General features: G+C 67.9%; 20 protein-coding genes. 13 read left to right on the top strand and 7 right to left on the bottom strand.

Annotated elements, in window-relative coordinates; all coding sequences use genetic code 11:
• Positions 1-23: 23 nt before the first annotated feature.
• Genes NQK81_RS18585 through NQK81_RS18565 form a run of 5 tightly spaced genes read left to right on the top strand, consistent with a single transcriptional unit; the run spans position 24 to position 5637 of the window.
• Positions 24-1601: an ABC transporter ATP-binding protein gene (locus NQK81_RS18585; RefSeq protein WP_257489166.1), complete on the top strand. Its 1578-nt coding sequence runs from the start codon at positions 24-26 to the stop codon at positions 1599-1601.
• Positions 1598-2695, top strand: coding sequence for an ABC transporter permease (locus tag NQK81_RS18580; protein ID WP_126735262.1), 1098 nt, complete (start codon positions 1598-1600; stop codon positions 2693-2695). The genes NQK81_RS18585 and NQK81_RS18580 overlap by 4 nt, the downstream gene beginning before the upstream one ends.
• Positions 2692-3966, top strand: coding sequence for an ABC transporter permease (locus tag NQK81_RS18575; RefSeq protein ID WP_185927262.1), 1275 nt, complete (start codon positions 2692-2694; stop codon positions 3964-3966). Before NQK81_RS18580 ends, NQK81_RS18575 begins: the two co-directional genes overlap by 4 nt.
• Position 3967: 1 nt before the next feature.
• Positions 3968-4357, top strand: coding sequence for a cytidine deaminase (locus tag NQK81_RS18570; protein ID WP_257489165.1), 390 nt, complete (start codon positions 3968-3970; stop codon positions 4355-4357).
• Positions 4354-5637 (top strand): thymidine phosphorylase, encoded by a 1284-nt coding sequence (locus tag NQK81_RS18565; protein ID WP_257489164.1) that lies wholly within the window; start codon positions 4354-4356, stop codon positions 5635-5637. The genes NQK81_RS18570 and NQK81_RS18565 overlap by 4 nt, the downstream gene beginning before the upstream one ends.
• A gap of 515 nt (positions 5638-6152) precedes the next feature.
• Here NQK81_RS18565 and NQK81_RS18560 read toward each other — a convergent pair.
• Positions 6153-7241: a PA containing protein gene (locus NQK81_RS18560; protein WP_257489163.1), complete on the bottom strand. Its 1089-nt coding sequence runs from the start codon at positions 7239-7241 to the stop codon at positions 6153-6155.
• Positions 7242-7450: 209 nt separating this feature from the next.
• Between NQK81_RS18560 and NQK81_RS18555 the strand changes: the two genes are divergently transcribed.
• Complete coding sequence (locus tag NQK81_RS18555; protein ID WP_257489162.1) at positions 7451-8560, top strand: adenosine deaminase; 1110 nt, start codon at positions 7451-7453, stop codon at positions 8558-8560.
• Positions 8561-8616: 56 nt separating this feature from the next.
• On the top strand, positions 8617-9825 hold the full coding sequence (locus NQK81_RS18550) for an MFS transporter (RefSeq protein WP_257489790.1): 1209 nt from the start codon (positions 8617-8619) through the stop codon (positions 9823-9825).
• Between the two features lie 21 nt (positions 9826-9846).
• On the opposite strand, the gene NQK81_RS18545 is transcribed toward NQK81_RS18550, so the two are convergent.
• Complete coding sequence (locus tag NQK81_RS18545) at positions 9847-11088, bottom strand: SatS C-terminal domain-containing protein (RefSeq protein ID WP_257489161.1); 1242 nt, start codon at positions 11086-11088, stop codon at positions 9847-9849.
• Positions 11089-11240: 152 nt separating this feature from the next.
• On the opposite strand from NQK81_RS18545, the gene NQK81_RS18540 reads away from it, so the two are divergent.
• Complete coding sequence (locus NQK81_RS18540; RefSeq protein WP_126735257.1) at positions 11241-13760, top strand: DEAD/DEAH box helicase; 2520 nt, start codon at positions 11241-11243, stop codon at positions 13758-13760.
• Here the strand turns inward: NQK81_RS18540 and NQK81_RS18535 are convergent.
• A complete protein-coding gene (locus tag NQK81_RS18535; RefSeq protein ID WP_257489160.1) occupies positions 13723-14370 on the bottom strand; it encodes a hypothetical protein in 648 nt (215 codons plus the stop codon). The two genes, NQK81_RS18540 and NQK81_RS18535, sit on opposite strands and share 38 nt — an antisense overlap.
• Positions 14371-14424: 54 nt before the next feature.
• Positions 14425-15015, bottom strand: a complete 591-nt coding sequence (locus NQK81_RS18530; protein ID WP_257489159.1) for an NADPH-dependent F420 reductase — start codon at positions 15013-15015, stop codon at positions 14425-14427.
• 76 nt (positions 15016-15091) lie between these two features.
• Between NQK81_RS18530 and NQK81_RS18525 the strand changes: the two genes are divergently transcribed.
• On the top strand, positions 15092-15451 hold the full coding sequence (locus tag NQK81_RS18525) for a winged helix-turn-helix transcriptional regulator (protein ID WP_257489158.1): 360 nt from the start codon (positions 15092-15094) through the stop codon (positions 15449-15451).
• 40 nt (positions 15452-15491) lie between these two features.
• Here the strand turns inward: NQK81_RS18525 and NQK81_RS18520 are convergent, their stop codons facing one another.
• Complete coding sequence (locus tag NQK81_RS18520; RefSeq protein WP_126735253.1) at positions 15492-16472, bottom strand: sugar-binding transcriptional regulator; 981 nt, start codon at positions 16470-16472, stop codon at positions 15492-15494.
• Between the two features lie 129 nt (positions 16473-16601).
• Here NQK81_RS18520 and NQK81_RS18515 point away from each other — a divergent pair, with 129 nt between their 5' ends.
• Genes NQK81_RS18515 through NQK81_RS18500 form a run of 4 tightly spaced genes read left to right on the top strand, consistent with a single transcriptional unit; the run spans position 16602 to position 20686 of the window.
• Positions 16602-17606: a zinc-dependent alcohol dehydrogenase family protein gene (locus NQK81_RS18515; RefSeq protein ID WP_126735252.1), complete on the top strand. Its 1005-nt coding sequence runs from the start codon at positions 16602-16604 to the stop codon at positions 17604-17606.
• Positions 17599-18939 (top strand): ABC transporter substrate-binding protein, encoded by a 1341-nt coding sequence (locus tag NQK81_RS18510; protein ID WP_257489157.1) that lies wholly within the window; start codon positions 17599-17601, stop codon positions 18937-18939. Before NQK81_RS18515 ends, NQK81_RS18510 begins: the two co-directional genes overlap by 8 nt.
• Positions 18939-19874 (top strand): carbohydrate ABC transporter permease, encoded by a 936-nt coding sequence (locus tag NQK81_RS18505; RefSeq protein WP_038519394.1) that lies wholly within the window; start codon positions 18939-18941, stop codon positions 19872-19874. Before NQK81_RS18510 ends, NQK81_RS18505 begins: the two co-directional genes overlap by 1 nt.
• Positions 19871-20686 carry a carbohydrate ABC transporter permease gene (locus NQK81_RS18500; protein ID WP_257489156.1) on the top strand — a complete coding sequence of 272 codons (816 nt, stop codon included), beginning with the start codon at positions 19871-19873 and terminating at the stop codon, positions 20684-20686. The genes NQK81_RS18505 and NQK81_RS18500 overlap by 4 nt, the downstream gene beginning before the upstream one ends.
• A gap of 71 nt (positions 20687-20757) precedes the next feature.
• Here the strand turns inward: NQK81_RS18500 and NQK81_RS18495 are convergent, their stop codons facing one another.
• Both NQK81_RS18495 and NQK81_RS18490 read right to left on the bottom strand, forming a co-directional pair.
• Positions 20758-20952 (bottom strand): ferredoxin, encoded by a 195-nt coding sequence (locus NQK81_RS18495; RefSeq protein WP_126735249.1) that lies wholly within the window; start codon positions 20950-20952, stop codon positions 20758-20760.
• A gap of 8 nt (positions 20953-20960) precedes the next feature.
• Entirely contained in the window at positions 20961-22175 is a 1215-nt protein-coding gene (locus tag NQK81_RS18490; RefSeq protein ID WP_257489155.1) for a cytochrome P450, read from the bottom strand.
• Positions 22176-22270: the final 95 nt, after the last annotated feature.

Below are 22270 nucleotides of genomic sequence, written 5' to 3'. Positions count from 1 at the left end.
CCCCAGAACTGGATGGCTTTTCCATGAGCGCTCCCCAGGCCGAGGTCACCGACGCCCCCGACCGGGGTGAACCGGCCGTGCAGCTGACCGGGATCACGAAGCGGTTCCCCGGTGTCGTGGCCAACTCCGACGTCAACCTCACCGTCACCAAGGGCGAGGTGCACGCCGTCTGCGGCGAGAACGGCGCGGGCAAATCGACCCTGATGAAGATCCTCTACGGCATGCAGCAGCCGGACGAGGGCGACATCGCGATCAACGGCGAACCGGTGAAACTGCGCAACCCGCAGGACGCCATCAAGGCCGGCATCGGGATGGTCCACCAGCACTTCATGCTGGCCGACAACCTGACCGTCGGGGAGAACGTCTTCCTCGGCGCGGAGAACCTGCACGGCATCGGCCGCGCGGCGCGGGCGAAGCTGGCTGAACTCGCCGAACGCGTCGGCCTGCGCGCCCGCCCGGACGCGCTGCTGGAAGAGCTCGGCGTCGCCGACCGCCAGCGCGTGGAGATCGTCAAGGTGCTCTACCGCGGCGCGCGGATCATCATCCTCGACGAGCCCACCGCGGTGCTCGTGCCGCAGGAGGTCGACGCGCTGTTCGAGACCGTCCGCGCCATGCAGAAGGACGGTTTCACCTTCATCTTCATCTCGCACAAGCTCGACGAGGTGCGCGCGATCGCCGACACGGTCACCGTGATCCGGCGCGGCACCACCGTCGGCACGGCGGATCCGAAGACGATCACCTCGCGCCAGCTGGCCGAGATGATGGTCGGCTCGGAGCTGCCCAGCCCGGAGACCCGCGAGTCCACCGTGACCGATCGGCCCGTGCTCCGCCTGGACGACGTCTGCCTGAGCGTCGAGGGGTCCGAGCGGAACGTGCTCGACCACATCTCCTTCACCGTGCACGCGGGTGAGGTGCTCGGGATCGCCGGCGTCGAGGGCAACGGCCAGACCGAACTCGTCGAGACGATCATGGGCATGCGCAAGGGCGGCGGCCGGATCGAACTGACCGAGGTCGACGGCAAGGTCGTCGAGCTGCACAAACTGGGGACGCTCGCCCGCCGCGAGGCCGGGATCGGCTACATCGCCGAAGACCGCACGCGGCACAGCCTCCTGCTCACGCAACCCTTGTGGGTCAACCGGATCCTCGGCTACCAGACGCGCGAGCCGGTCGCGAAAGGACAGTTGCTCGACATCGCCGGCGCGCGTGAGGACACCCGCCGCATCGTCGAGGAGTACGACGTCCGCACGCCGGGTATCGACGTCCCCGCGGCCGCGCTTTCCGGTGGTAACCAGCAGAAACTGATCGTCGGGCGCGAACTTTCCGGTGATCCGGTGCTGCTGATCGCGTCGCATCCGACGCGCGGTGTCGACGTCGGCGCGCAGGCGCTGATCTGGGAACAGATCCGCCAGGCGCGGGCGGCCGGGCTGGCCGTGTTGCTGGTGTCTGCCGATCTCGACGAGCTGATCGGGCTTTCCGACACCATTCAGGTCATGCTGCGCGGACGACTGGTCGGCGAGGCCGACCCCGCGACCGTGACCCCGCAGGAACTGGGCTCCGCTATGACGGGTGCCTCCGAAGACACTGAAGAAGGTGCAGCGTGAGTTCCTGGCGTACGAGGCTGCTGCCGCCTCTGCTCGCGATCGTTTTCGCGGTCATCCTGACGGCCATCGCGCTGATCATCTCGGGAGCTGATCCGCTCCAGGCCTACGGCACGATGATCGGCCAGCTCTTCAAGGGCTCGACCGCCGTCGACACGGTGAACCTCGCGACGGTCTACTACCTGTCCGGGCTCGCGGTGGCCATCGGCTTCCAGATGAACCTCTTCAACATCGGTGTCGAGGGCCAGTACCGGTTCGCCGCCATCGTCACCGCCATCATCGGCGGGGCGCTGCAGCTGCCGCCGGTGATCCACGTGCTGGCGATCCTGGTCGTCGCGGTGCTCAGCGGCATGCTGTACGCGGCCATCCCGGCCGTGCTGAAGGTGACCCGGGGTGTTTCCGAGGTCATCTCGACGATCATGCTGAACGCGATCGTCGGCGGCATCGTGGCGTTCCTGGTCAACGCGGACCAGTTCGGCGTGCAGACCGGCAACAACATCGCCACCCGCGAGATCGCCGAAACCGGCCGGATCCCCGGTATCCCGATCGGGTCCGGTGAGCTGTTCGGCTTCGTGGTCATCGCGGCGCTGATCGGCGGGGCCTACTGGTTCATGCTCAACCGGACCCGGTTCGGCTTCGAGCTCAAGGCCTCCGGTGAATCGACGACGGCCGCCGCGGCGGGTGGTGTCAACGCCAAGAAGATGACGCTGATCGCGATGCTGCTTTCCGGTGGCGTCGCCGGCCTGGTCGCGATGCCGGAACTGCTCGGCCGCGACTTCAGCTACGGCATCACCTCGACCCAGATGTACGGCTTCACCGGGATCGCGGTCGCCCTGCTCGGGCGTAACCACCCGGCCGGGATCGCGCTGGGCGCCCTGCTGTGGGCGTTCCTCGACCGGTCCGCCGTTTCGCTGGAACAGATCAACGTGTCCAAAGAGATCGCCACGATCATGCAGGGCGTGATCGTGCTGTCGGTCGTCATCGCGTACGAGATCGTGCGCCGCGCGGACCTGGCCGCCGAACAGCGTCGCGTCGGTCGCGCGCTGGCAGGCAACGGCCGCAAGGGTTCCAGCGTGTCCGAGGGAGGTGCGGTGTGACCACCGCGGACGTTCTTTCGCCCAACACGGGCGGGACCACCATGCCGGTGAAACCGCCGAAGCGCCGTATCCCCGGCTGGCTCAAGGGCGCCATCTGGGGACTGCTGGCGGTCGGCGTGCTCGCGATCGCGTCGTACGCGACCGGCGTCAACACACTGACCTCGACCAACACCGCGCACACCGCGCTGCGGCTGGCGCTGCCGATCCTGCTGTGCGCGCTCGGCGGCCTCTGGGCCGAACGCGCGGGCGTGATCAACATCGGCCTCGAAGGCATGATGATCCTCGGCACCTGGGGTGCCGCCTGGGGCGCGTACCACGGCGGCGTCTGGGCCGGGCTGATCGCGGCGGTCGTGTTCGGCGCGCTCGGCGGGCTGCTGCACGCCGTCGCGACGGTGACCTTCAACGTCAACCACATCGTCTCCGGTGTGGCGATCAACCTGCTCGGTCTCGGCGTCGCGAAGTACCTGGCGAACCTGGTGTTCACCCCGCTTTCGGGGAACCCGCGCCAGTCGCCGCCGGTGCCGAAGTTCGACACCTATTCGGCGACGTTCCTCTCGGACTGGCTCTCGGACCTGGAGAAGATGCAGCGCGTCTTCATCTCCGACCTCGCCGGCATCCTCAACGGCCTGGTCACCGAGGTCGCGCCGCTGACGATGATCGCGATCGCGCTGGTCCCGATCAGCTACCTGGTGCTGTGGCGGACGCGGTTCGGCCTGCGGCTGCGGTCCTGCGGCGAGAACCCGGTCGCGGCCGAATCCCTCGGCGTGAAGGTCTACCTGCACAAGTACATCGCCATGATCATCTCCGGCGGGCTCGCCGGAATGGGTGGCGCGTCGCTCGTGCTGCTCGCCGGCGGTGCGGACTACCTGGAGAACCAGACCAACAACCGCGGCTACATCGGCCTCGCGGCGATGATCTTCGGCAACTGGCGGCCGGGCGGCCTGCTCGGCGGCGCGGCGCTGTTCGGTTACGCGGACGGCCTCCAGCTCGCCGGTGGCGGCACCGCGGTGCTCGCGCTGCTGTACGGCGCGGTGATCCTGCTGGCCGTGATCGTGGCGGTGCAGTTGTTCCGCCGTCAGTGGATCGCTTCCGCGCTCGGTGTCGTCGGCGCCGTCGCGCTGTACGCGATCTACTGGACCAACGACGACCTGCCCAGCGACCTCATCCCGTACACCGCGCACTTCGTGACGCTGATCGTGCTGGCGGTGGCTTCGCAGCGGCTGCGGCCGCCCAAGGCGATCGGCGCCACCTATCGGCGAGGTGAGGACTGACATGGCGGAGTACGACTGGGAAGCCTTGCGCGCTCAAGCCGTCGAGGCGGCGAAGGCGGCGTACGCGCCGTACTCGGGTCTGCACGTGGGCGTCGCCGCTGTGGTGGACGACGGCCGGATCGTCGTCGGCTGCAACGTCGAAAACGCTTCGTACGGCTTGGGAATGTGCGCGGAATGCACGATGGCGGGGCAGCTACGGCTGACCGGCGGCGGCAAGCTCGTCGCCGTCGCGTGCCGCAGCGGCGCCGGTGATCTGCTGATGCCGTGCGGGCGCTGCCGTCAGATCCTGTTCGAGCACGGCGGATCCGACTGCCTGGTGGACACCCCGAGCGGCATCCTGCCGATGTCGGCGGTGCTGCCGGACGCGTTCGGGCCGGACGACCTGCCGTGAGCGCGTTCGCCGCCGTCGACGTCATCCGCGCGAAGCGGGACGGCGGACGGCTGTCCGACGAGCAGATCGACTGGACGATCGACGCGTACACGCGCGGCGACCTCGCCGAGGAACAGATGGCCGCGCTCGCGATGGCCATCTTCCTGCGGGGGATGGATTCCGGCGAGATCGCGCGCTGGACCGGCGCGATGATCTCGTCGGGGGAGCGGCTGGATCTGAAGGTCAGCCGTCCGACGATCGACAAGCATTCGACCGGCGGGGTCGGCGACAAGATCACGCTTCCGCTGGCTCCGCTCGTCGCGGCTTGTGGCGCGGCCGTGCCGCAGCTGTCCGGGCGCGGGCTCGGGCACACCGGCGGGACGCTGGACAAACTGGAGTCGATCCCCGGCTGGCGTGCCTCTTTGTCGACATCGGAGATCATCCGGCAGCTCGACGAGGTCGGCGCGGTGGTCTGTGCGGCCACTGAGGGGCTGGCTCCGGCGGACAAGAAGCTGTACGCGCTGCGGGACGTGACTTCGACGGTGGAGTCGATCCCGCTGATCGCGAGCTCGATCATGAGCAAGAAGATCGCCGAGGGTTCGGCCGGGCTCGTGCTCGACGTGAAGACGGGTTCGGGCGCGTTCATGAAGACGCTTCCGCAGGCCCGTGAACTCGCGCGGACGTTGGTGGAGATCGGTACCGCGCACGGTGTCGCGACGACGGCGCTGATCACGGACATGAACGTGCCGTTGGGACATGCCGTCGGCAACGCGATCGAGGTCGCCGAATCGGTCGAGGTGCTGCGCGGCGGCGGTCCTTCCGACGTCGTCGAGCTGACCGTGGCTTTGGCGCGGGAGATGCTGGCGCTGGCGGGATTGTCCGATGTGGACCCGGCTGAGGTGCTGGCTTCTGGCCGGGCTTACGAGACTTGGTGCCGGATGATCGCCGCTCAGGGCGGGGACCCGGAGGCCGCTCTGCCGCGGCCTAAGCACGTGCACGTGGTTCCGGCGCCCGCCGATGGAGTTTTGTCGCGTTTGGACGCTTATGCGGTCGGGGTCGCCGCTTGGCGGCTCGGCGCCGGGCGGGCGCGCAAGGAGGACCTGGTGCAGGCCGCGGCCGGCGTGCTGTGCCTGGCGAAGCCGGGCGATGCCGTGTCGGCCGGGCAGCCGTTGCTGGAGCTGCACACGGATACGCCGGACGCTGTTCCTTCGGCTCTCGCTGCGCTCGAAGACGCCTACGCGGTCAGCTCCGCTGGGCCTTCGGCCTCCGCTTCGCTCGTCCTGGAGACCGTGCGGCCCTGACCTGCGTTTAGCGGGCTAAACGCGATCCGGTGGGCCTGGAGTACATGAAGGCCCCCTTCCTTGCGCCTAGGTACAGGAAGGGGGCCTTCATGTACTTCTGGTGTGCTCCGCCTGGCGTTCGGTCCTTCCCGATGACTCGAAGGGCACCTTCGAGACATCCCTGCGCGCGCTCACCACGGCCGCCCTCCCGGCCCAGCGCTCCCGGCGCCGACCTGCGTTTAGCGGGCTAAACGCGATCTGTGCGGCGGGAGGGACGTTCGGGTGGCGCCTCCCGGGCCCGACGCGTTGCGAAAGCCACTTTCGCAACCTTCAGCGTTGCGAAAGTGGCTTTCGCAACGTCAGGGCCTCGCGGATCGCGATTAGCCCGCTAAACGCAGGTCGGTGGCCGAGGGGGCCGGATCGCGATTAGCCCGCTAAACGCAGGTCGGTGCGGAGCACGGCCGGAAAAGCGTGAAGGCCCCCGTCCCAGGCGAAGCCGTGGGAAGGGGGCCTTCATCGCGCGAAGCGAGAGAGCGTCAGTCGGTGGTCTCGTCGGCGCCGTCGGCCTTCGCCTTGGCGTCGGCCGCCTTGGGCGCCCGGCCGTTGCGCGAGCTGCGGCGCGGCTGACGCGGGGCGGGCGGCGGCGGCGAGATCTGCTGCATGGCCGGGCCACCGCCGAGCATCAGCTCCGCGAAGGTCGCCATGGCCTCGTCCAGCTGACCACCGATGCGGCGCACGGACTCGTCGTTGCTCTTGCGCACCAGCGAGTCGACCGAGTCGGTGTCCGGCTGCTTCTGCAGCGTGCTCTCGACCTTCGACAGGCCGGAGCGGATCGAGCCGTCGAGGTCGCCGAGGCGCCCGGTGAAGCCGTCCTCGACCTTGTCGAGCCGCTCGGCCAGGTCGTCGAGCCGCGAGGTGACCTTCTCGAGGCGGTCGCCGAGGCCGTCGAGCCGCTCCGACGCGTCGATCATCTCGCCGGTCTCGGTCAGCGCGGTCTTCAGCGCCTCGGTGTTCGCGGTGAGGCTTTCCTTGGTCGCCTTGTCGAGGTTCTCGACGCGGGTGCGCAGCTCGCGGTCGACGGTGTCGACGCGGTCCCGCAGGGTCGACTCGGCCTGCTCGACGCGCTCGCGCACCGGGCCGATCACCGACTGCGGCAGCGCGTCGGTCTTCACGTCCTGCTTGTCGAGGTGCGCGCCGAGCTCGTCGAGACGGCGGTGGATGTTCTGGAGCTTGTCCTCGAGCCCGTCCATCCGGCCCCCGACGCCTTCGAGGCGCGCGGCCATCCCGTCGAGGCGGCCGTCGAGCTGAGCGAACGGCTTGGCCAGCTTGTCGACGATGCTTTCGACGGCGCGGGTCAGCGCGGCGATCGCGGTGTCCTGCGCTTCGAGTCGCGACATGGTCTCGTCGAGACGTTCGGCGAGCACGCTGGTCTCGGTGCGGTCGGGCATCTCCGAGAGCCGCTTGCGCACCGCGCCGAGCGAGTCGACGGGGGCCAGACGTGCGTAGATGTCGTCGAGCGCGTCGAAGATCTGCTGCTGTTCGCTCTCACGCACTTCGGCCGCGCGCACCAGCATGTTGCGCATCCGGTCGAAGGACGGGGCTGCAATGTGGTTGTCAGTGGTCACTGCGGTGTCCTTCGTGGGCGGGGAAATGGGAGGGACGTGACGTGAAGCTTATCCATTGCGGAATTGCTCTGCGTATGGCCCCCGGGTATCGGACAATGCCGAGCTCTGCCCTGATGGCCGATTCAGCCGGTGATCCACAAAGCCGAGGGTTAAGTCAAGCATGAGACTTACCGCCATGTAGGGGAATGACAGGCTGGTTACCGTTACGTATGTCCTCTGAAAGCAGCAGACCACGCGTCCCGGAGGCGGTACTGGCCCGCGCTCCCAAGGTTCTCCTCCACGACCACCTGGACGGCGGATTGCGGCCGGCCACGGTCGCCGAGCTCGCCGAGCAGACCGGGTATCAGGCTCTGCCGACCGGCGATCCCGTCGAACTGGGCCGCTGGTTCCGCGACGCGGCCGATTCCGGCTCCCTCGTCTCGTACCTTGAGACGTTCGCGCATACCTGCGGCGTGATGCAGACCGAGGAAGCGCTGGTCAGAGTGGCCGCCGAAGCGGTGGAAGACCTCGCGGCCGACGGCGTCGTCTACGCCGAGGAGCGTTATGCCCCCGAACTCTTCGTCGAACGCGGTCTGTCACTCGATGCGGTGGTCGAGGCCGTTCAGGCCGGATTCGCCGAAGGTGAACGGAGAGTGGCGGACGGCGGCGGCCGGATCCGCGTCGGGACGTTGCTCTGCGCGATGCGCCAGCACGCCAGGGCACTCGAGATCGCCGGGCTCGCCGTCCGCTACCGCGACGCCGGTGTGGTCGGGTTCGACATCGCCGGACCGGAAGACGGATTTCCGCCGACCAGAAATCTCGACGCATTCGAGTTCCTGCGGACGAATAATGCGCATTTCACGATTCATGCCGGGGAGGCGTTCGGGCTCGCGTCCATTTGGGAGGCGATTCAGCATTGTGGCGCGGAGCGGCTGGGCCATGGCGTGCGCATCGTCGACGACATCAAGACCGACAGCGACGGCACGGTCCATTTGGGACGGTTGGCCGCCTACGTCCGCGACCGGCGGATCCCGCTCGAGATCTGTCCCACGTCCAATGTCCAGACGGGAGCGGCGCGCTCGATCGGCGAACATCCCATCGGACTGCTCGCCAGGCTGCGGTTCCGGGTCACCGTCAACACCGACAACCGGCTGATGAGCGGCTGCTCGATGACCAGCGAATTCGCGGCACTGAACGAGGCCTTCGGCTTCGGGCTGGCCGATCTCGAGTGGTTCACGATCAATGCGATGAAATCCGCCTTCCTCGATTTCGACCAGCGGCTGGACATCATCAACACGGTCATCAAGCCCGGCTACGCGTCCTTGCGTTCGTTAGCATAGCCAACTATTGTTCACTATGTAGGAGTTTGTTCCCATATAGTGAAACGGTGGCGAAGATGACGCAGGTCGTGGACGTGAGGATCGGCGGCAAACGACGCTGGCTCATCCTCGCGCTCGGCCTCGCCGCGCAGACCGCGAGCTGTTCGTTCCTTTACGGGATCCCGTTCCTGGTGCCGTCGATGCAGCGTGCGGAGGGGCTCTCGCTGGCCGAAGCGGGCACCGTGGTCGCGGCGCCGAGCCTTGGCCTGTTGTTCACCTTGATCTTGTGGGGTGCGGCGGCGGACCGTTACGGAGAGCGTTTGGTAATGGCCATCGGGCTCGGCGTCTCGGGGTTACTCCTCGTGTACGCGGCCGTCGGTGACCACTCGCTCGTGACCCTCTTTGGGGTGTTCCTGCTCGCCGGCGCGAGCACCGCGTCAGTGAACGCCGCGAGCGGCCGGGCCGTCCTCGGCTGGTTCGGCCCGGCCGAACGCGGCCTCGCGATGGGCATCCGCCAGATGGCCCAGCCGCTCGGGGTAGGCGTCGCGGCCTTCGGGCTCCCGCCGCTCGCGGACCGCTGGGGATTCCAGGTCTCGCTCATGCTGCCCGCGCTGACCGCGATCGGTGTCGCACTCCTGGTCGCCTGGCTGCTGGTCGATCCGCCGCGACCGGAGGCCCCGGCGGGCAAGACGGAGAAACCGCCGTCGCCGTACCGGAAGCCGGCCTTGTGGCGGGTCCACGGCGCGAGCGCGCTGCTCGTCGTCCCGCAGTTCGCGGTGTCCGCGTTCACCCCCGTGTACCTGGTGACGGTGCACGGCTGGACGCCGGCGTCCGCGGGCTGGTTCGCCGGCGCCGTCCAGATCCTCGGCGCGCTGGGCCGGATCGCGTCGGGCTACTGGTCCGACCGCGCGGGCAGCAGGCTGCGGCCGATGCGGCAGCTGGCGGTCGCGAGCGCGGCGGTGATGCTGCTGGTCGCGCTCGGGGACGCGACGTGGCCGTGGCTGGTGCTCCTCGCGCTCGTCCTGGCCGCGGTGATCACCGTGTCCGACAATGGGCTCGGGTTCACCGCGTCGGCGGAGATGGCCGGGCTCGCTTGGGCGGGGCGGGCGATGGGCACGCAGAACACCGGGCAGAACATCGCCGCGGCACTGACGCCGCCGCTGCTGGGCTTGGTGATCGGCGATTCGCGGTACGCGCTGGCGTTCTGCGTGGCCGCGGTCTTCCCCGCGCTGGCCGTGGCGCTGGTGCCCGTCAGACACGAAAAGAGCCCCTCAGGACGAACCTGAGGGGCCCTTTCGCGGGATGAATCAGATGACCGTGAGCCGGTTCTCGAAGGTCTCGACGAGCTTGCGCCACTCCGACTGCTCGGCGTCGAACGGAGCGCTCGGCTCGAGGCGCGACGGGTCCGGCCGCAGCACGAACGACACCAGCCAGCCGAGGCTTTCGTTGGCGGCCAGCGCGGTTTCGACGCTGTCGTCGTCGGCCCACTCGGCGGCGTCGGTGATCAGCTCGACGGCCAGCTCCAGCTGCGTCGGGTCGATCGCCTCCGGGCCCTCGGCGATGTCCTCGGCGATCCCGTTCAGCACGTAGGTGTTCTCGGTGTCGACCTCGATCTCGAGCTCGCCCGCGGTGGCCTTCGTGGTCACTTCGTCCCAAGTGGACACTTCGGCGAGGTCGTTGCCTGCCAGGTCCTTGCCGTCCGCGATCGCGCGGATGAGGGCCTTCTCGGAGGTGAAGACGTCGATCTCGCCTTCGCTGCCGAGGAAGATCGGCTTGTCGTCGAGGTAGCAGCGCAGCGTGTAGTACTCGGCGCCGGAGGTGATGATCTTGATCGGGTCGATGCCGACCTCGCCCCAGAAGCCGACGGGCTCGTCGTCGTCCTCGTCCTCGTCGTCGACGTCCACGAGGTCTTCGTCGACGGCGGCCGCTTCGGCCTCGGCGGACTCCGCGAGGAAGGTCGCGAGCTCCTCCGCCGTCTGCTCCAGCACCTTCTCGTCGACGTCGGGGACGGTCACGAGACCGTCGATCGCGTCGAGCACGGTGTCCCACTTCTCGGAGACCGCCTGCGACAGGTCCGCCCAGAGGCGCTCGCCGTCACGGCCGGAGAAGGGCAGCGTGCCCTGGTCCAGCAGCGAGAAGCTCTCGTGCGCGTCGAGGACTTCGTGGACCTCTTCGAGCTCGCACACGTCCGCGAGCGAACGCACGATGCCGATGATCTCGGCCAGCTCGCCGAGCGTCCACTGGTCCGGCTTCTCGGCGACCAGCTCGGGGACGCCGACCAGGTCGTAGGTGTGGTCGTCGTCCGGGATGAGCTCGGGCACGTTCAGCGCCGGGACGACCTCCCACGCGGGGTGGTCGAGCAGGTCGTGCTGCTCGGAGGTCCGCACGAAGGCGGCGAGATGCGCGGCGTCCGGGAAGGCGTACAGGTCTTCCTCGTCGCCGAGGAAGGCTTCCCACTCCTCGCCGTCTTCCCGCCAGCGCGGCGCCCAGAGGGTGACGACGTCACCCTGAGGCAGGCCGAGTTCGATCGGGATGATGTCCTGTGCCATTCCTAAGCCCTCTCGGATTACCGCCTGTGTGCGCGCGACCGGGTGATGCTGCCCGATAGGTGCGCGGTACCGCGAAGCCTACGGGTTTCCGGCGGAGGGCGCGATCACCCCTGGGCAAGAAGCGACCAACGGATGGCACGATAGGTCTTCTGATGACACTTACAGACCTCCTGCCTGCGGATCCCGACCCCGACTCGCTGTTCGAAGCCTTCTCCACCTGGACGGCCGAGCGCGGGTTGGAGCTGTACCCCGCGCAGGAAGAGGCCATCATCGAGGTGGTCTCCGGAGCGAACGTGATCCTGTCGACGCCGACGGGCTCGGGAAAGAGCCTGGTCGCCGTCGGAGCGCACTTCACCGCGCTCGCGCACGGCCGCCGCAGCTACTACACGGCCCCGATCAAGGCGCTCGTCTCGGAGAAGTTCTTCCAGCTCATCGAGATCTTCGGCGCCGAGAACGTCGGCATGATGACCGGTGACTCGGCGGTGAACGCCGACGCGCCGATCATCTGCTGCACGGCGGAGATCCTGGCGAACATGGCGTTGCGGTTCGGTGCCGACGCGCCGGTCGGCCAGGTCGTCGCGGACGAGTTCCACTTCTACTCGGAGCCGGATCGCGGCTGGGCCTGGCAGGTGCCGCTGCTGGAACTGCCGAAAGCGCAGTTCGTGCTGATGTCGGCGACGCTGGGCGACGTCTCGTTCTTCGAAAAGGATCTCACCCGCCGGACCGGCCGCCCGACCGCGGTGGTCACCTCGGCGCAGCGGCCGGTGCCGCTGACCTTCCGCTACGCGCTGACGCCGTTGCACGAGACGATGTCCGAGCTGCTCAACGGCGGGCAGTCGCCGGTGTACGTCGTGCACTTCTCGCAGGCCGCGGCGATCGAGCGCGCGCAGACGCTGATGAGCATCAACGTCACCTCGAAGGCGGAGAAGGAGGCCATCGCCGAGATGCTCGGCGACTTCCGGTTCTCGGCCGGGTTCGGGAAGACGCTGTCGAGGCTGGTCCGGCACGGGATCGGCGTGCACCACGCCGGGATGCTGCCGAAGTACCGGCGGCTGGTCGAGCAGCTCGCGCAGGCCGGGCTGCTGAAGGTGATCTGCGGGACCGACACGCTCGGCGTCGGCATCAACGTACCGATCCGCACAGTGGTCTTCTCGGCGCTGACGAAGTACGACGGCGTGCGGCAGCGGCATCTCAAGGCGCGCGAGTTCCATCAGATCGCCGGCCGTGCGGGCCGTGCGGGCTACGACACCGATGGTTACGTCGTCGTGCAGGCGCCGGACCACGTCGTCGAAAACGCCAAGGCGCTGGAGAAGGCAGGCGACGATCCGAAGAAGAAAAAGAAGATCGTCCGCAAGAAGGCGCCCGAAGGGTTCGTCAACTGGACGGAGAGCACCTTCGACCGGCTGATCGCGGCCGAGCCGGAGCCGCTGACGTCGAGCTTCCACGTCAGCCACTCGATGCTGCTGAACGTCATCTCCCGGCCGGGCAACGCGTTCGACTCGATGCGGCATCTGCTGGAGGACAACCATTCCGACCGTCCCACCCAGCGGAAACTGATCCTGCGCGCGATCGCGATCTACCGCGCGCTGCTCGCGGCCGGGGTGGTGGAAAGGCTCGACGAGCCCGACGAACAGGGGCGCATCGTCCGGCTCACCGTGGACCTGCAGTTCGACTTCGCGCTGAACCAGCCGCTTTCACCGTTCGCGCTGGCGGCGATCGAGCTCCTCGACGTCGATTCGCCGTCCTATCCGCTCGACGTCGTGTCCATTGTGGAATCCACTGTGGACAATCCGCGGCCGGTGCTGTCGCAGCAGCAGTTCAAGGCGCGCGGCGAGGCCGTGCAGGCGATGAAGGCCGAGGGCATCGAGTACGACGAGCGGATGGAACTGCTCGAGAACGTCACGTACCCGAAGCCGCTGGAGGAGCTGCTGGAGGCGGCGTATTCCCGTTACCGGCAAGGGCATCCGTGGGTCGAGGACTACGAGCTCAAGCCGAAGTCCGTCGTGCGCGACATGTACGAGCGCGCGATGAACTTCGTGGAGTACATCGGTTTCTACCAGCTGGCCCGCTCGGAAGGGCTGGTGCTGCGGTACCTCACCGACACCTACGACTCGCTGCGGCACACGGTGCCCGACGAGGCCAAGAACGAGGGGTTGCAGGACCTCATCGAATGGCTCGGCGAACTGGTGCGCCAGGTCGACTCCAGCCTCCTCGACGAGTGGGAAGCCTTGCGGCATCCCGAAGAGGAAGGCCCGGTTTCGACGCGGCCGCCGTCCGAGCCGCCCGCGGTCACGCGGAACGAGCGGGCGTTCCGCGTGCTGGTGCGGAACGAGTTGTTCCGCCGAGTGGAGCTGGCGTCGCGGCGTGCCTACGACACGCTGGGCGAGCTGGACGCCGCTTCGGGCTGGGACGCGGACGCGTGGGAAGACGCCATCGAGGACTACTTCGACGAGCACGAAACGCTCGGCATCGGGCCGGACGCGCGCGGACCGAAGCTGCTGATCATCGAGCAGGAGAAGGAGATCTGGCGGGTGCGGCAGATCTTCGACGATCCGGCGGGTGACCACGACTGGGGCATCAGCGCCGAGGTCGACCTGGCGGCATCGGACGAGGCGGGCTCGGCGGTCATCCGGATCACGGCGGTGGACCAGCTGGGACTTTCGGCCGGGTGACGAGCAGCAGCCGCCGGCGCCGGACCAGCTGAACGACCAGCACGATCAGCGACAACGCCGGCAGCGGATAGCCCAGGAGCAGGCCCACCGTGATGTCGGTGAGCGGCGCGAGGACGGCGACGACGAACACCCACGTCGGCGCCGTCGGCAGCTTCGCGCCCGAGCGGACCTTGCCCCACGGCTTCGCCACCGAAAGCCACGCCTGGAACGCCAAAGCGCTCGCCATCAGCGCCGTCCCGGCGGTCAATGCCAGCGGCGGCGGCTCACTGCCGACGGAATCCCGTAAAGCGCCCGACAGCAGGAAGATCCCGGCGTAGAGCTGGACGAGCGTGATCGCGAACTTCGCCAGCACCCACCAGTGCCGGGCGAATCCCCACGCCGTCGCCGCGGCGAGCATGACACCGGTGAACGCGGACGCGTTGGCGAGCGGCGCCAGCAGGAACGTGTCGATCTCGTGCGCCATCGACGTCGCGGCGACGCGGATCCCGCCGTCCTCGCTCGTGCGGCCGATCACCAAGAGGGTGAACAGCGCCAGCGCTTGTCCCATCCAGCCGACCGAAGTGACGACGTGCAGCCATACGGTCAGCTGCCGCCAGGTCCTCGTCCCCATGCCGGACACGGTCGCCTGAACCACCGGCCCGGCGCATCGGGGACGACCCTGAAATCACACCGGAAGGGGCGGGAAGCAGGCCTGGGCGTCGTGGCCGTCGAACCAGAGTCCGACCATGAACGCCATCGTCGCCTCCATGAGCGGGGCCCGGTCGAGGCCGCCCGCGACCAGAGGAGTGCAGCCGATGTCGCGGACCAGTTCGCTCACTTCGCCGACCTTGTCGCCGCAGATCGGCACCGCCAGCGGACGCCCGTCGAACACCGGCGGGGTCATCCGCCAGACGTCCACGTGGCACAGGTTGAACGCCTTGACCACGTGCGCGCCCGGTGCGGCGGCGGCGATCCGGGCGGCCTGGTCGGGGACCGTGAGCGTGGCGCCGGGGCCGACCGCGTTGGTGCAGTCGATCAGCACCTTCCCGGCGAGATTCCCCGCGGCGGCAAGGACTTCTGGTACCGACGCGGCGGGAACGGCCAGCAGGATCACGTCGCCGGCGCGGGCGGTCTCCTCCCAATTCCCCACCAGCGGGGAGATCCTGGCGGCCTTGGCCCGGTCGCGGGCGGCGACCGTCACCTCGTGCCCGGCCCTGGCCCACTGGCCGCCGAGCGCCTCCGCCATCCCGCCCGCGCCGAAGATACCGATACGCATGTGCTGCTCCCTAAGATCGAGTGGACAGCACGACGGTAGAAAGCCGCGCGGGTACCGAATGGTTACCGGAGGTCCGATGAACGACGTCTTCCTCGCCGATTGCCGGGCCCGGCTGGCCTTCGACCTGATGGCGAACACGTGGAACCCGGTCGTGCTGTGGGCCTTGCGCGAAGGGCCGCTGCGCCCGGCCGAACTGCGGCGACGGCTCGGCGGGATCAGCACGAAGGTGCTCACGGAGACCGTCCGGCGGCTGGAGTTCAACGGTCTGGTCAGCAGGCGCGACTGCGGGCGGACGGCGAAGGTCGAGTACTCGCTGACCGATCTCGGGGCCACGTTGCTGGCGCCCATCGAAGCCTTCGGGGAGTGGGCGTTCCGGCACGGTGACGAGGTGATGGCGGCGCAGGACGAGGCGACCCGGTTACGCGATCTCGCGTGATTGAAGGCGTAACTCGCGTGATTGGGGGCGTAACTCGCGGTTAGGCGGGCGGGCGCGCCTCGGCCAGCTTGAGCAGCGGGACGGCCGCGGCGGCGTCGGTGATCAGCGTCGAGACCATGCCCGAGCGCAGGACGGCATCGATCGCTTCGGCCTTCGGTTCGGTGTAGCCCAGCGCGATCACCTCGGGGACCGCCAGCAGGTCCTCGGCGCTGATCGCCAGGACATGGTGCGCGAGGCCGGTGGACATCGGGGTCCCGTCGGCGTCGAACAGGCGTGCGGAGACCTCGGCCTTGGCGCCGCGTTTCGCGATCGCGCTCCGCTCGGCCTCGTCGAGCGCGTCGTAGACCGTCGACTCCTCGGGTTTCCACGCGCCGATGCTGACGACGGCCTTGGTCAGGTTCTTGAACTGCCCGAAGGTCTCCGCGATGCCGGGCTGCCTGCGCAGCGTTTCGGTGGTGCGGCGGTCGGGGAGGACGAGCGGGCCAAAGATCGGGTACGGCTCGCCGCCGGACACCGACGCGACGCGGCTGACCGTCTCCACCGAACGGTCGCGCATGTCCATCCCCGCCTGCACTCCGCACAGTTGCACGATCGGGCATTTCGGCAGTGACTCGATCGCGTCGGTCATCGCGTTCACCGAACGTGCCCATGACAGGCCCAGGACGTCGCCGGGAGTGACGATCTCGGTCAGGAGGCGGGCGGCGAGCGTGCCGATCTTGCGACGGGCCACTTCGCGGGATTCCGGTTCCGGCGCTCGTTCGAGCACGAGGACCCGGTCGAGCCGGTACGCCGCGCGGATCTCCTCGGACAACACGAGATCGACCGGCGCCGGCAGCCGGAACTCGACCCGGACGATGCCGCTTTCCCTGGCCGTGTCCAGCATTCGCGCGACCTTGAACCGGCTGATCCCGAACTCGTCGGCGATCTCGAGCTTCGACGCGCCCTGCTCGTAGAACCGCCGGGCCACCGCGGCCAGGCGAAGCGACTCCACCAGGCCAGGACCCTGCTTCTTCCCGCTCATTTGAGCACTATACCGCGAAATCAACCCGAAAGGTTGACGTAACAACAGGGAAAAGTTCACCATGCCTGGACATGCAGTCCGAAGCATAGGCCCGTCCCGCTCATTTGAGCGGAGAGAAGAGGAGCTGGCATGCGTGCCGCGATCGTGGACAAGCCCGGGGAGATCAGGGTCGGCGAGGTACCCGATCCCAAACCGGGGGATCGCCAGGTCGTCGTCAAGGTGGGTGCCTGCGGGATCTGCGGGACCGACCTCCACATCGCCGACGGGCACTTCCCGCCGACGCCCTATCCGATCGTCCCCGGCCACGAGTTCGCCGGCGAGATCGTCGAACTCGGCGCGGACGTGCCGGGTGGCTGGAAGATCGGCGATCGGGTGGCCGTCGACCCGTCGCTGTTCTGCGGCTACTGCAAGCCTTGCCGGTCCGGCCGCGGCAACCTCTGCGAGAACTGGAACGCGACCGGTGACACCGTGAACGGTGCCTTCGCCGAGTACGTCGCCGTCCCTTCGGCGAACTGCTACCGCATGCCGGACACGATGACCTGGGAGCAGGGTGCTCTCGTCGAGCCGGTTTCCTGCGCGGTCCACGGCGTGCGCCGGATCGGCGTCGAGGCGGGTGAGCGGTTCCTCGTCGTCGGGGCGGGCACGATGGGGCTGATCATGCAGCAGTTGCTGCAGCGCGCGGGCGCCCACGTCACGGTGGTCGACCGCAACACTTCCCGCCTCGGCAGGGCGATGGACCTCGGCGCGGCCGCGGTCGCGGGCGACGTGAAGGACCTCGACGACGAGAAGTTCGACGCCGCCGCGGACTGCACCGGCGCCGCGCCCGCCATCGAAGCCGCTTTCGACTCGCTTCAGCGCGGAGGCCGCCTACTGGTCTTCGGTGTCGCGCCCGCCGAAGCACGCGTCGCGCTTTCGCCGTTCCGGATCTACAACGACGAGATCACCGTCGTCGGCTCGATGGCCGTCATGAACAGCTTCGGTGCCGCGCTCGACCTGGTCGCCGACGGCGCCGTCGACACCGCCGCGCTGCTCACCGACACCCTGCCGCTGGAGCAGTACCCCGACGCTCTCGCCCTCATGCGCAGCGGCGCCGGCCTGAAGGTGCAGGTAATACCGGGAGGCGAAGGTGCGTAAAGCAGCCGCTCTGCTCTCGGTCCTCTTGCTGACCCTCACCGGATGCGCCGGTGCGGGCGCGCTCGGGACCGGTGACCGGACGCTCGTCGTCGCGATCGTCGCGAACCCGCAGATGAAGGACGCCATCGAGCTTTCCGGCGAGTTCGAGAAGGCGAACCCCGGCGTCAGCCTCAAATTCGTGTCGCTGCCGGAAAACCAGGCGCGCGCGAAGATCACCGCGTCGACGGCCACCGAAGGCGGCGAGTTCGACGTCGTCATGATCAGCAACTACGAGGCGCCGCAATGGGCCGCGAACGGCTGGCTCGAGAACCTCGGCCCGCATATCGCGGCGAACCCCGCGTACGACGCGGACGACTTCATCCCGAGTATCAAGGAATCCCTGTCGCACAACGGATCGCTCTACGCGGTGCCGTTCTACGGCGAGTCGTCGTTCCTGGCCTACCGGAAGGATCTGTTCGAGCAGGCCGGGATCACCATGCCCGCCAAGCCGACCTGGACGCAGATCGCCGAGTACGCCGCGAAACTCGACGACAAGGCCAAGGGCATCGCCGGGATCTGCCTGCGCGGCAAGCCCGGCTGGGGTGAGAGCCTCGCGCCGTTCACCACGGTCGCCAACACCTTCGGCGCGCAGTGGTTCGACAAGGACTGGAACGCGAAGCTGACCAGCCCCGAGTTCAAGGCCGCTGCCGAGTTCTACGTGAACCTGGTGCGGAACCACGGCGAGGTCGGCGCGTCGAGCGCGGGCTTCTCCGAATGCGGAACGCGGTACACGCAGGGCCAGGCCGCGATGTGGTACGACGCCACGGTCATGGCGGGGACGAACGAGGATCCGTCGGCCAGCAAGGTCGTCGGGAAGTCCGGTTACGCCCCGGCGCCGGTGGAGAAGACTCAGTCCAGCGGCTGGCTCTACACGTGGGCGCTGGCGATCCCGAAGGTCGCGAAGCACAAGGACATCGCCTTCAAGTTCATGTCCTGGATGACCGACAAGGCGTACGTGCAGCGGGTCGCCAAGGAATTCGGCGACTGGAACCGCGTCCCGCCAGGCGTGCGGAAATCGACCTACGACATCCCGCAGTACCGCGAGGCCGCCAAGGCCTACGCGCAGCCGACGCTGGACGGGATCGCGGACGCCGACCAGCGCAAGGCGATGGTGAATCCGGTGCCCTACCCGGGAATCCAGTTCGTCGGCATCCCCGAGTTCCAGGATCTCGGCACCCGCGTGAGCCAGCAGCTCTCCGCGGCGATCGCGGGGCAGATCACCGTGGACGAAGCACTCGAACAGTCACAGGAGTACGCGCAGACCGTCGGCAAGTCGTATCAGGAGGTGCAGTGATGGCCACGATCTCCGCTCCTGCCCGCCCGGAGCCCGCCCACGCGAAGAAGGCGGCTCCGAAACGCGGCACCGATACGCCGTTCAAACGACGGCTGCCGTTGCTGCCCGCGCTGCTTTTCGTCGTCGCCGTGACGCAGTTGCCCTTCGTGCTGACGGTGTTCTACTCGTTCCAGTCGTGGAACCTGGTGCGGCCGGGTTCACGGCATTTCGTCGGGCTCCAGAACTACATCGATGTCTTCGCCGACTCGACGTTCCTCGGCGCGCTGCTGAACACCGTGGTGCTGACGGTCGTGTGCGTGTTCTTCTCGCTGCTGCTCGGCCTGGGGCTGGCGATCCTGCTCGACCGCAAGTTCCTCGGGCGCGGAGTGGTCCGCACCCTGCTGATCACGCCGTTCCTGATCCTGCCCGCGGCGGGCGCGCTGCTGTGGAAGACGACGATGTTCGACCCCACCTACGGGTTGCTGCACTTCGTGTTCGGTACCGACGTCGACTGGCTTTCGGAGTTCCCGCTGGCCGCCGTGATGGCCCAGGTCGTCTGGCAGTGGACGCCGTTCATGATGCTGCTGATCCTGGCCGGGTTGCAGAGCCAGCCGAAGGACGTGCTGGAGGCCGCGTCGGTCGACGGTGCCGGCCGCTGGCGGACGTTCACCGCGATCACGCTGCCGCATCTGAGCCGGTTCCTGCAGCTGGCGACGCTGCTGGGCGCGATCTACATCGTGAACAGCTTCGACGCGATCTTCCTGATGACGCAAGGCGGCCCGGGGACGGCCAGCACGAACCTGCCGTTCTACATCTACCAGCGGGCGTTCCAGGGTTTCGACATCGGGCAGTCGTCCGCGATGGGCGTGATCGTCGTGATCCTGACGATGATCGTCGCGACCTTCGCGCTGCGGCTGATGTTCCGCACGTTCTCGGTACAGGGAGGCGCGAAATGAAAAGCCGTTTCGGCCCCGGCGCGCTGACGGCCGCGACCTGGGTGATCGCGATCCTGTTCGTGTTCCCGCTGCTGTGGATGATCCTCACGGCCTTCAAGCAGGAGGCCGACGCCTACACCGACCCGCCGCGGCTGTTCTTCACCCCGACGCTCGACCAGTTCGCGGGCGTGCTCGAACGCGGCTTCCTGCCGTACCTGTCGAACTCGGCGTTCGTGACCGTCGTTTCGACGCTTTTCGTGCTGCTGCTGGGAATCCCGGCGGCGTACGCGCTCTCGCTGGCGCCGGTGAAGGGGACGAGCAACGCGCTCGGCTTCTTCCTGTCGACGAAGATGCTGCCGATCGTGGCGGCGATCATCCCGCTCTACGTGATCTCGCAGAACACCCAGCTGCTGGACAACGTGTGGGCGCTGATCATCCTGTACACCTCGATGAACCTGCCGTTGGCGATCTGGATGATGCGGTCGTTCTTCCTGGAGGTGCCGCACGAGATGATCGAGGCGGGGCGGATCGACGGGGCGACGCTGCCGATCCTGCTGCGGAAGATCATCATGCCGGTGGTCGCGCCCGGGGTGGCCGCGACCGCGCTGATCTGCGTGATCTTCTCGTGGACCGAGTTCTTCTACTCGGTCAACCTCACCGCCGCGCGGGCCGGGACGGTGCCGGTGTTCCTGGTCGGGTTCATCACCAGCGAGGGCCTGTACTGGGCGCAGCTCTCCGCGGCCGCGCTGCTGGCGTCGCTGCCGGTGATGATCGTCGGCTGGATCGCGCAGAACCACCTGGTGCGGGGCCTGTCGATGGGCGCGGTCAAGTAGCGCCTCGGTCGCGGTGGTCGTGAGTGGCGTTTCGGGTTAGAACCCGAAACGCCACTCACGACCCCCACGCCTCACGCAAGCGACAAGGCCTGCCCCGGGCAGATGTGCACGGCGGTGCGGGCGTTCTCCTCGGCCTCTTCGCCTTCGGGCTCGGCGTTCAGCACGATGACCGTCCCGTCGTCCTCGCTCTGGTCGAACAGGTCGGGGTCGGTGAGCACGCACTGGCCCGCGCCAACGCACTTCCCGGTGTCCGCGATGATCTTCATGGCTCCTCCTACCAGGTGACCGGAAGGGCGTGGAGGCCGTAGATCGTCGAATCGTGCTTGAACGGCAGTTCGTCGACCGGAACGGCGATCCGGAGGCCCGGTACTCGCCGGAACAACGTATCGAAGACGATCTGGAGTTCCAACCTCGCCAAGTTCTGCCCGAGGCATTGGTGCACCCCGAATCCGAAGGCGACGTGATGGCGCGCGCCGCGTTCGATGTCGAAGGTGTCCGGGTTCTCGAAGCCGTCAGGATCGTGGTTGCCGGCGTTGCTCAGGCCGACGACGCCTTCACCCGCGCGGATGAGCGTTCCGCCGATCTCGACGTCCGCCGTGGCGAAGCGTGAGGTCGCCGTCTCCGCGATGGTGAAGACCCGCAGGAGTTCCTCGATCGCGGCGAGGGTCTTGCCCGGGTCCGCCTTGATCTTCGCCAGCTGGTCGGGGTTCTCCAGCAGGGTCACCGTGCCGAGCGAGATCATGTTCGCCGTGGTCTCGTGCCCGGCGATGAGCAGCAGGAACGCCAGCCCGACCAGTTCGCCGTGGTCGGCCTCGCCCGTTTCCCGTTGCTTCAGGATCTGACGGCCGAGGAGGTCGTCCTCGGTGGCGTTCGCTTCCTTCTTGGTGACGAGCTCGTCGAGATAGTTCTCGAGCGACTCGAAAGCGGTCATCCGTTCTTCGGCGGTGACCTCCCGGCTGAGCATCCTGGAACTGCAGGACTGGAAGAACTCGTGGTCCGAATAGGGGACGCCGAGCAGTTCGCAGATCACCAGGGACGGAACCGGCAGGGAAAGCGCCTGGACGAGATCGGCGGGTTTGGGTCCGGCGAGCAGGGCGTCGAGATGTTCGTCGACGATCTGCTGAATTCGCGGTTGAAGCGCTTTCATGCGCTTGACGGTGAATTCCCCGACGACGTCCCGCCTGGCCCTGCTGTGTTCCGGCGGGTCCATCGCGATGAGGGACGGGCGGAACGGCTTGTCCTCACGGCGGATCTGCCGCGCGACCATCAGCGGGAACGACGGACTCTGCCGGTCGGAACTGAAATGCGGGCTGCTCAGCATTTCGCGGATGTCTTCGAGCCGGGTGAGTGCCCAAGCCGTTTGCCCGGAAGGGAGACCGACCCGGGAAACCGGACTTTCCCGGCGAAGCCGCTCGTATTCGGGCGGCGGCGAAAACGGGCATTTCCGGGCCAGTGGCAAGGTCGCGGTGGTTTCCTCGACGTCGGTCATCGGGTTGTCCTTCCCCAGATGTCGGGTGGGTTCGGGCGAAATCGGACAGGGGGCCCCAAAAAACGTATGCGGATGGATTCATTCCGCTTATGTCA

The sequence above is a fragment of the Amycolatopsis roodepoortensis genome (assembly GCF_024628825.1).
GTDB lineage: Bacteria > Actinomycetota > Actinomycetes > Mycobacteriales > Pseudonocardiaceae > Amycolatopsis > Amycolatopsis roodepoortensis.
Note: the sequence above shows the minus strand (reverse complement) of the source record. Positions and strands in the feature narration are given on the sequence as shown.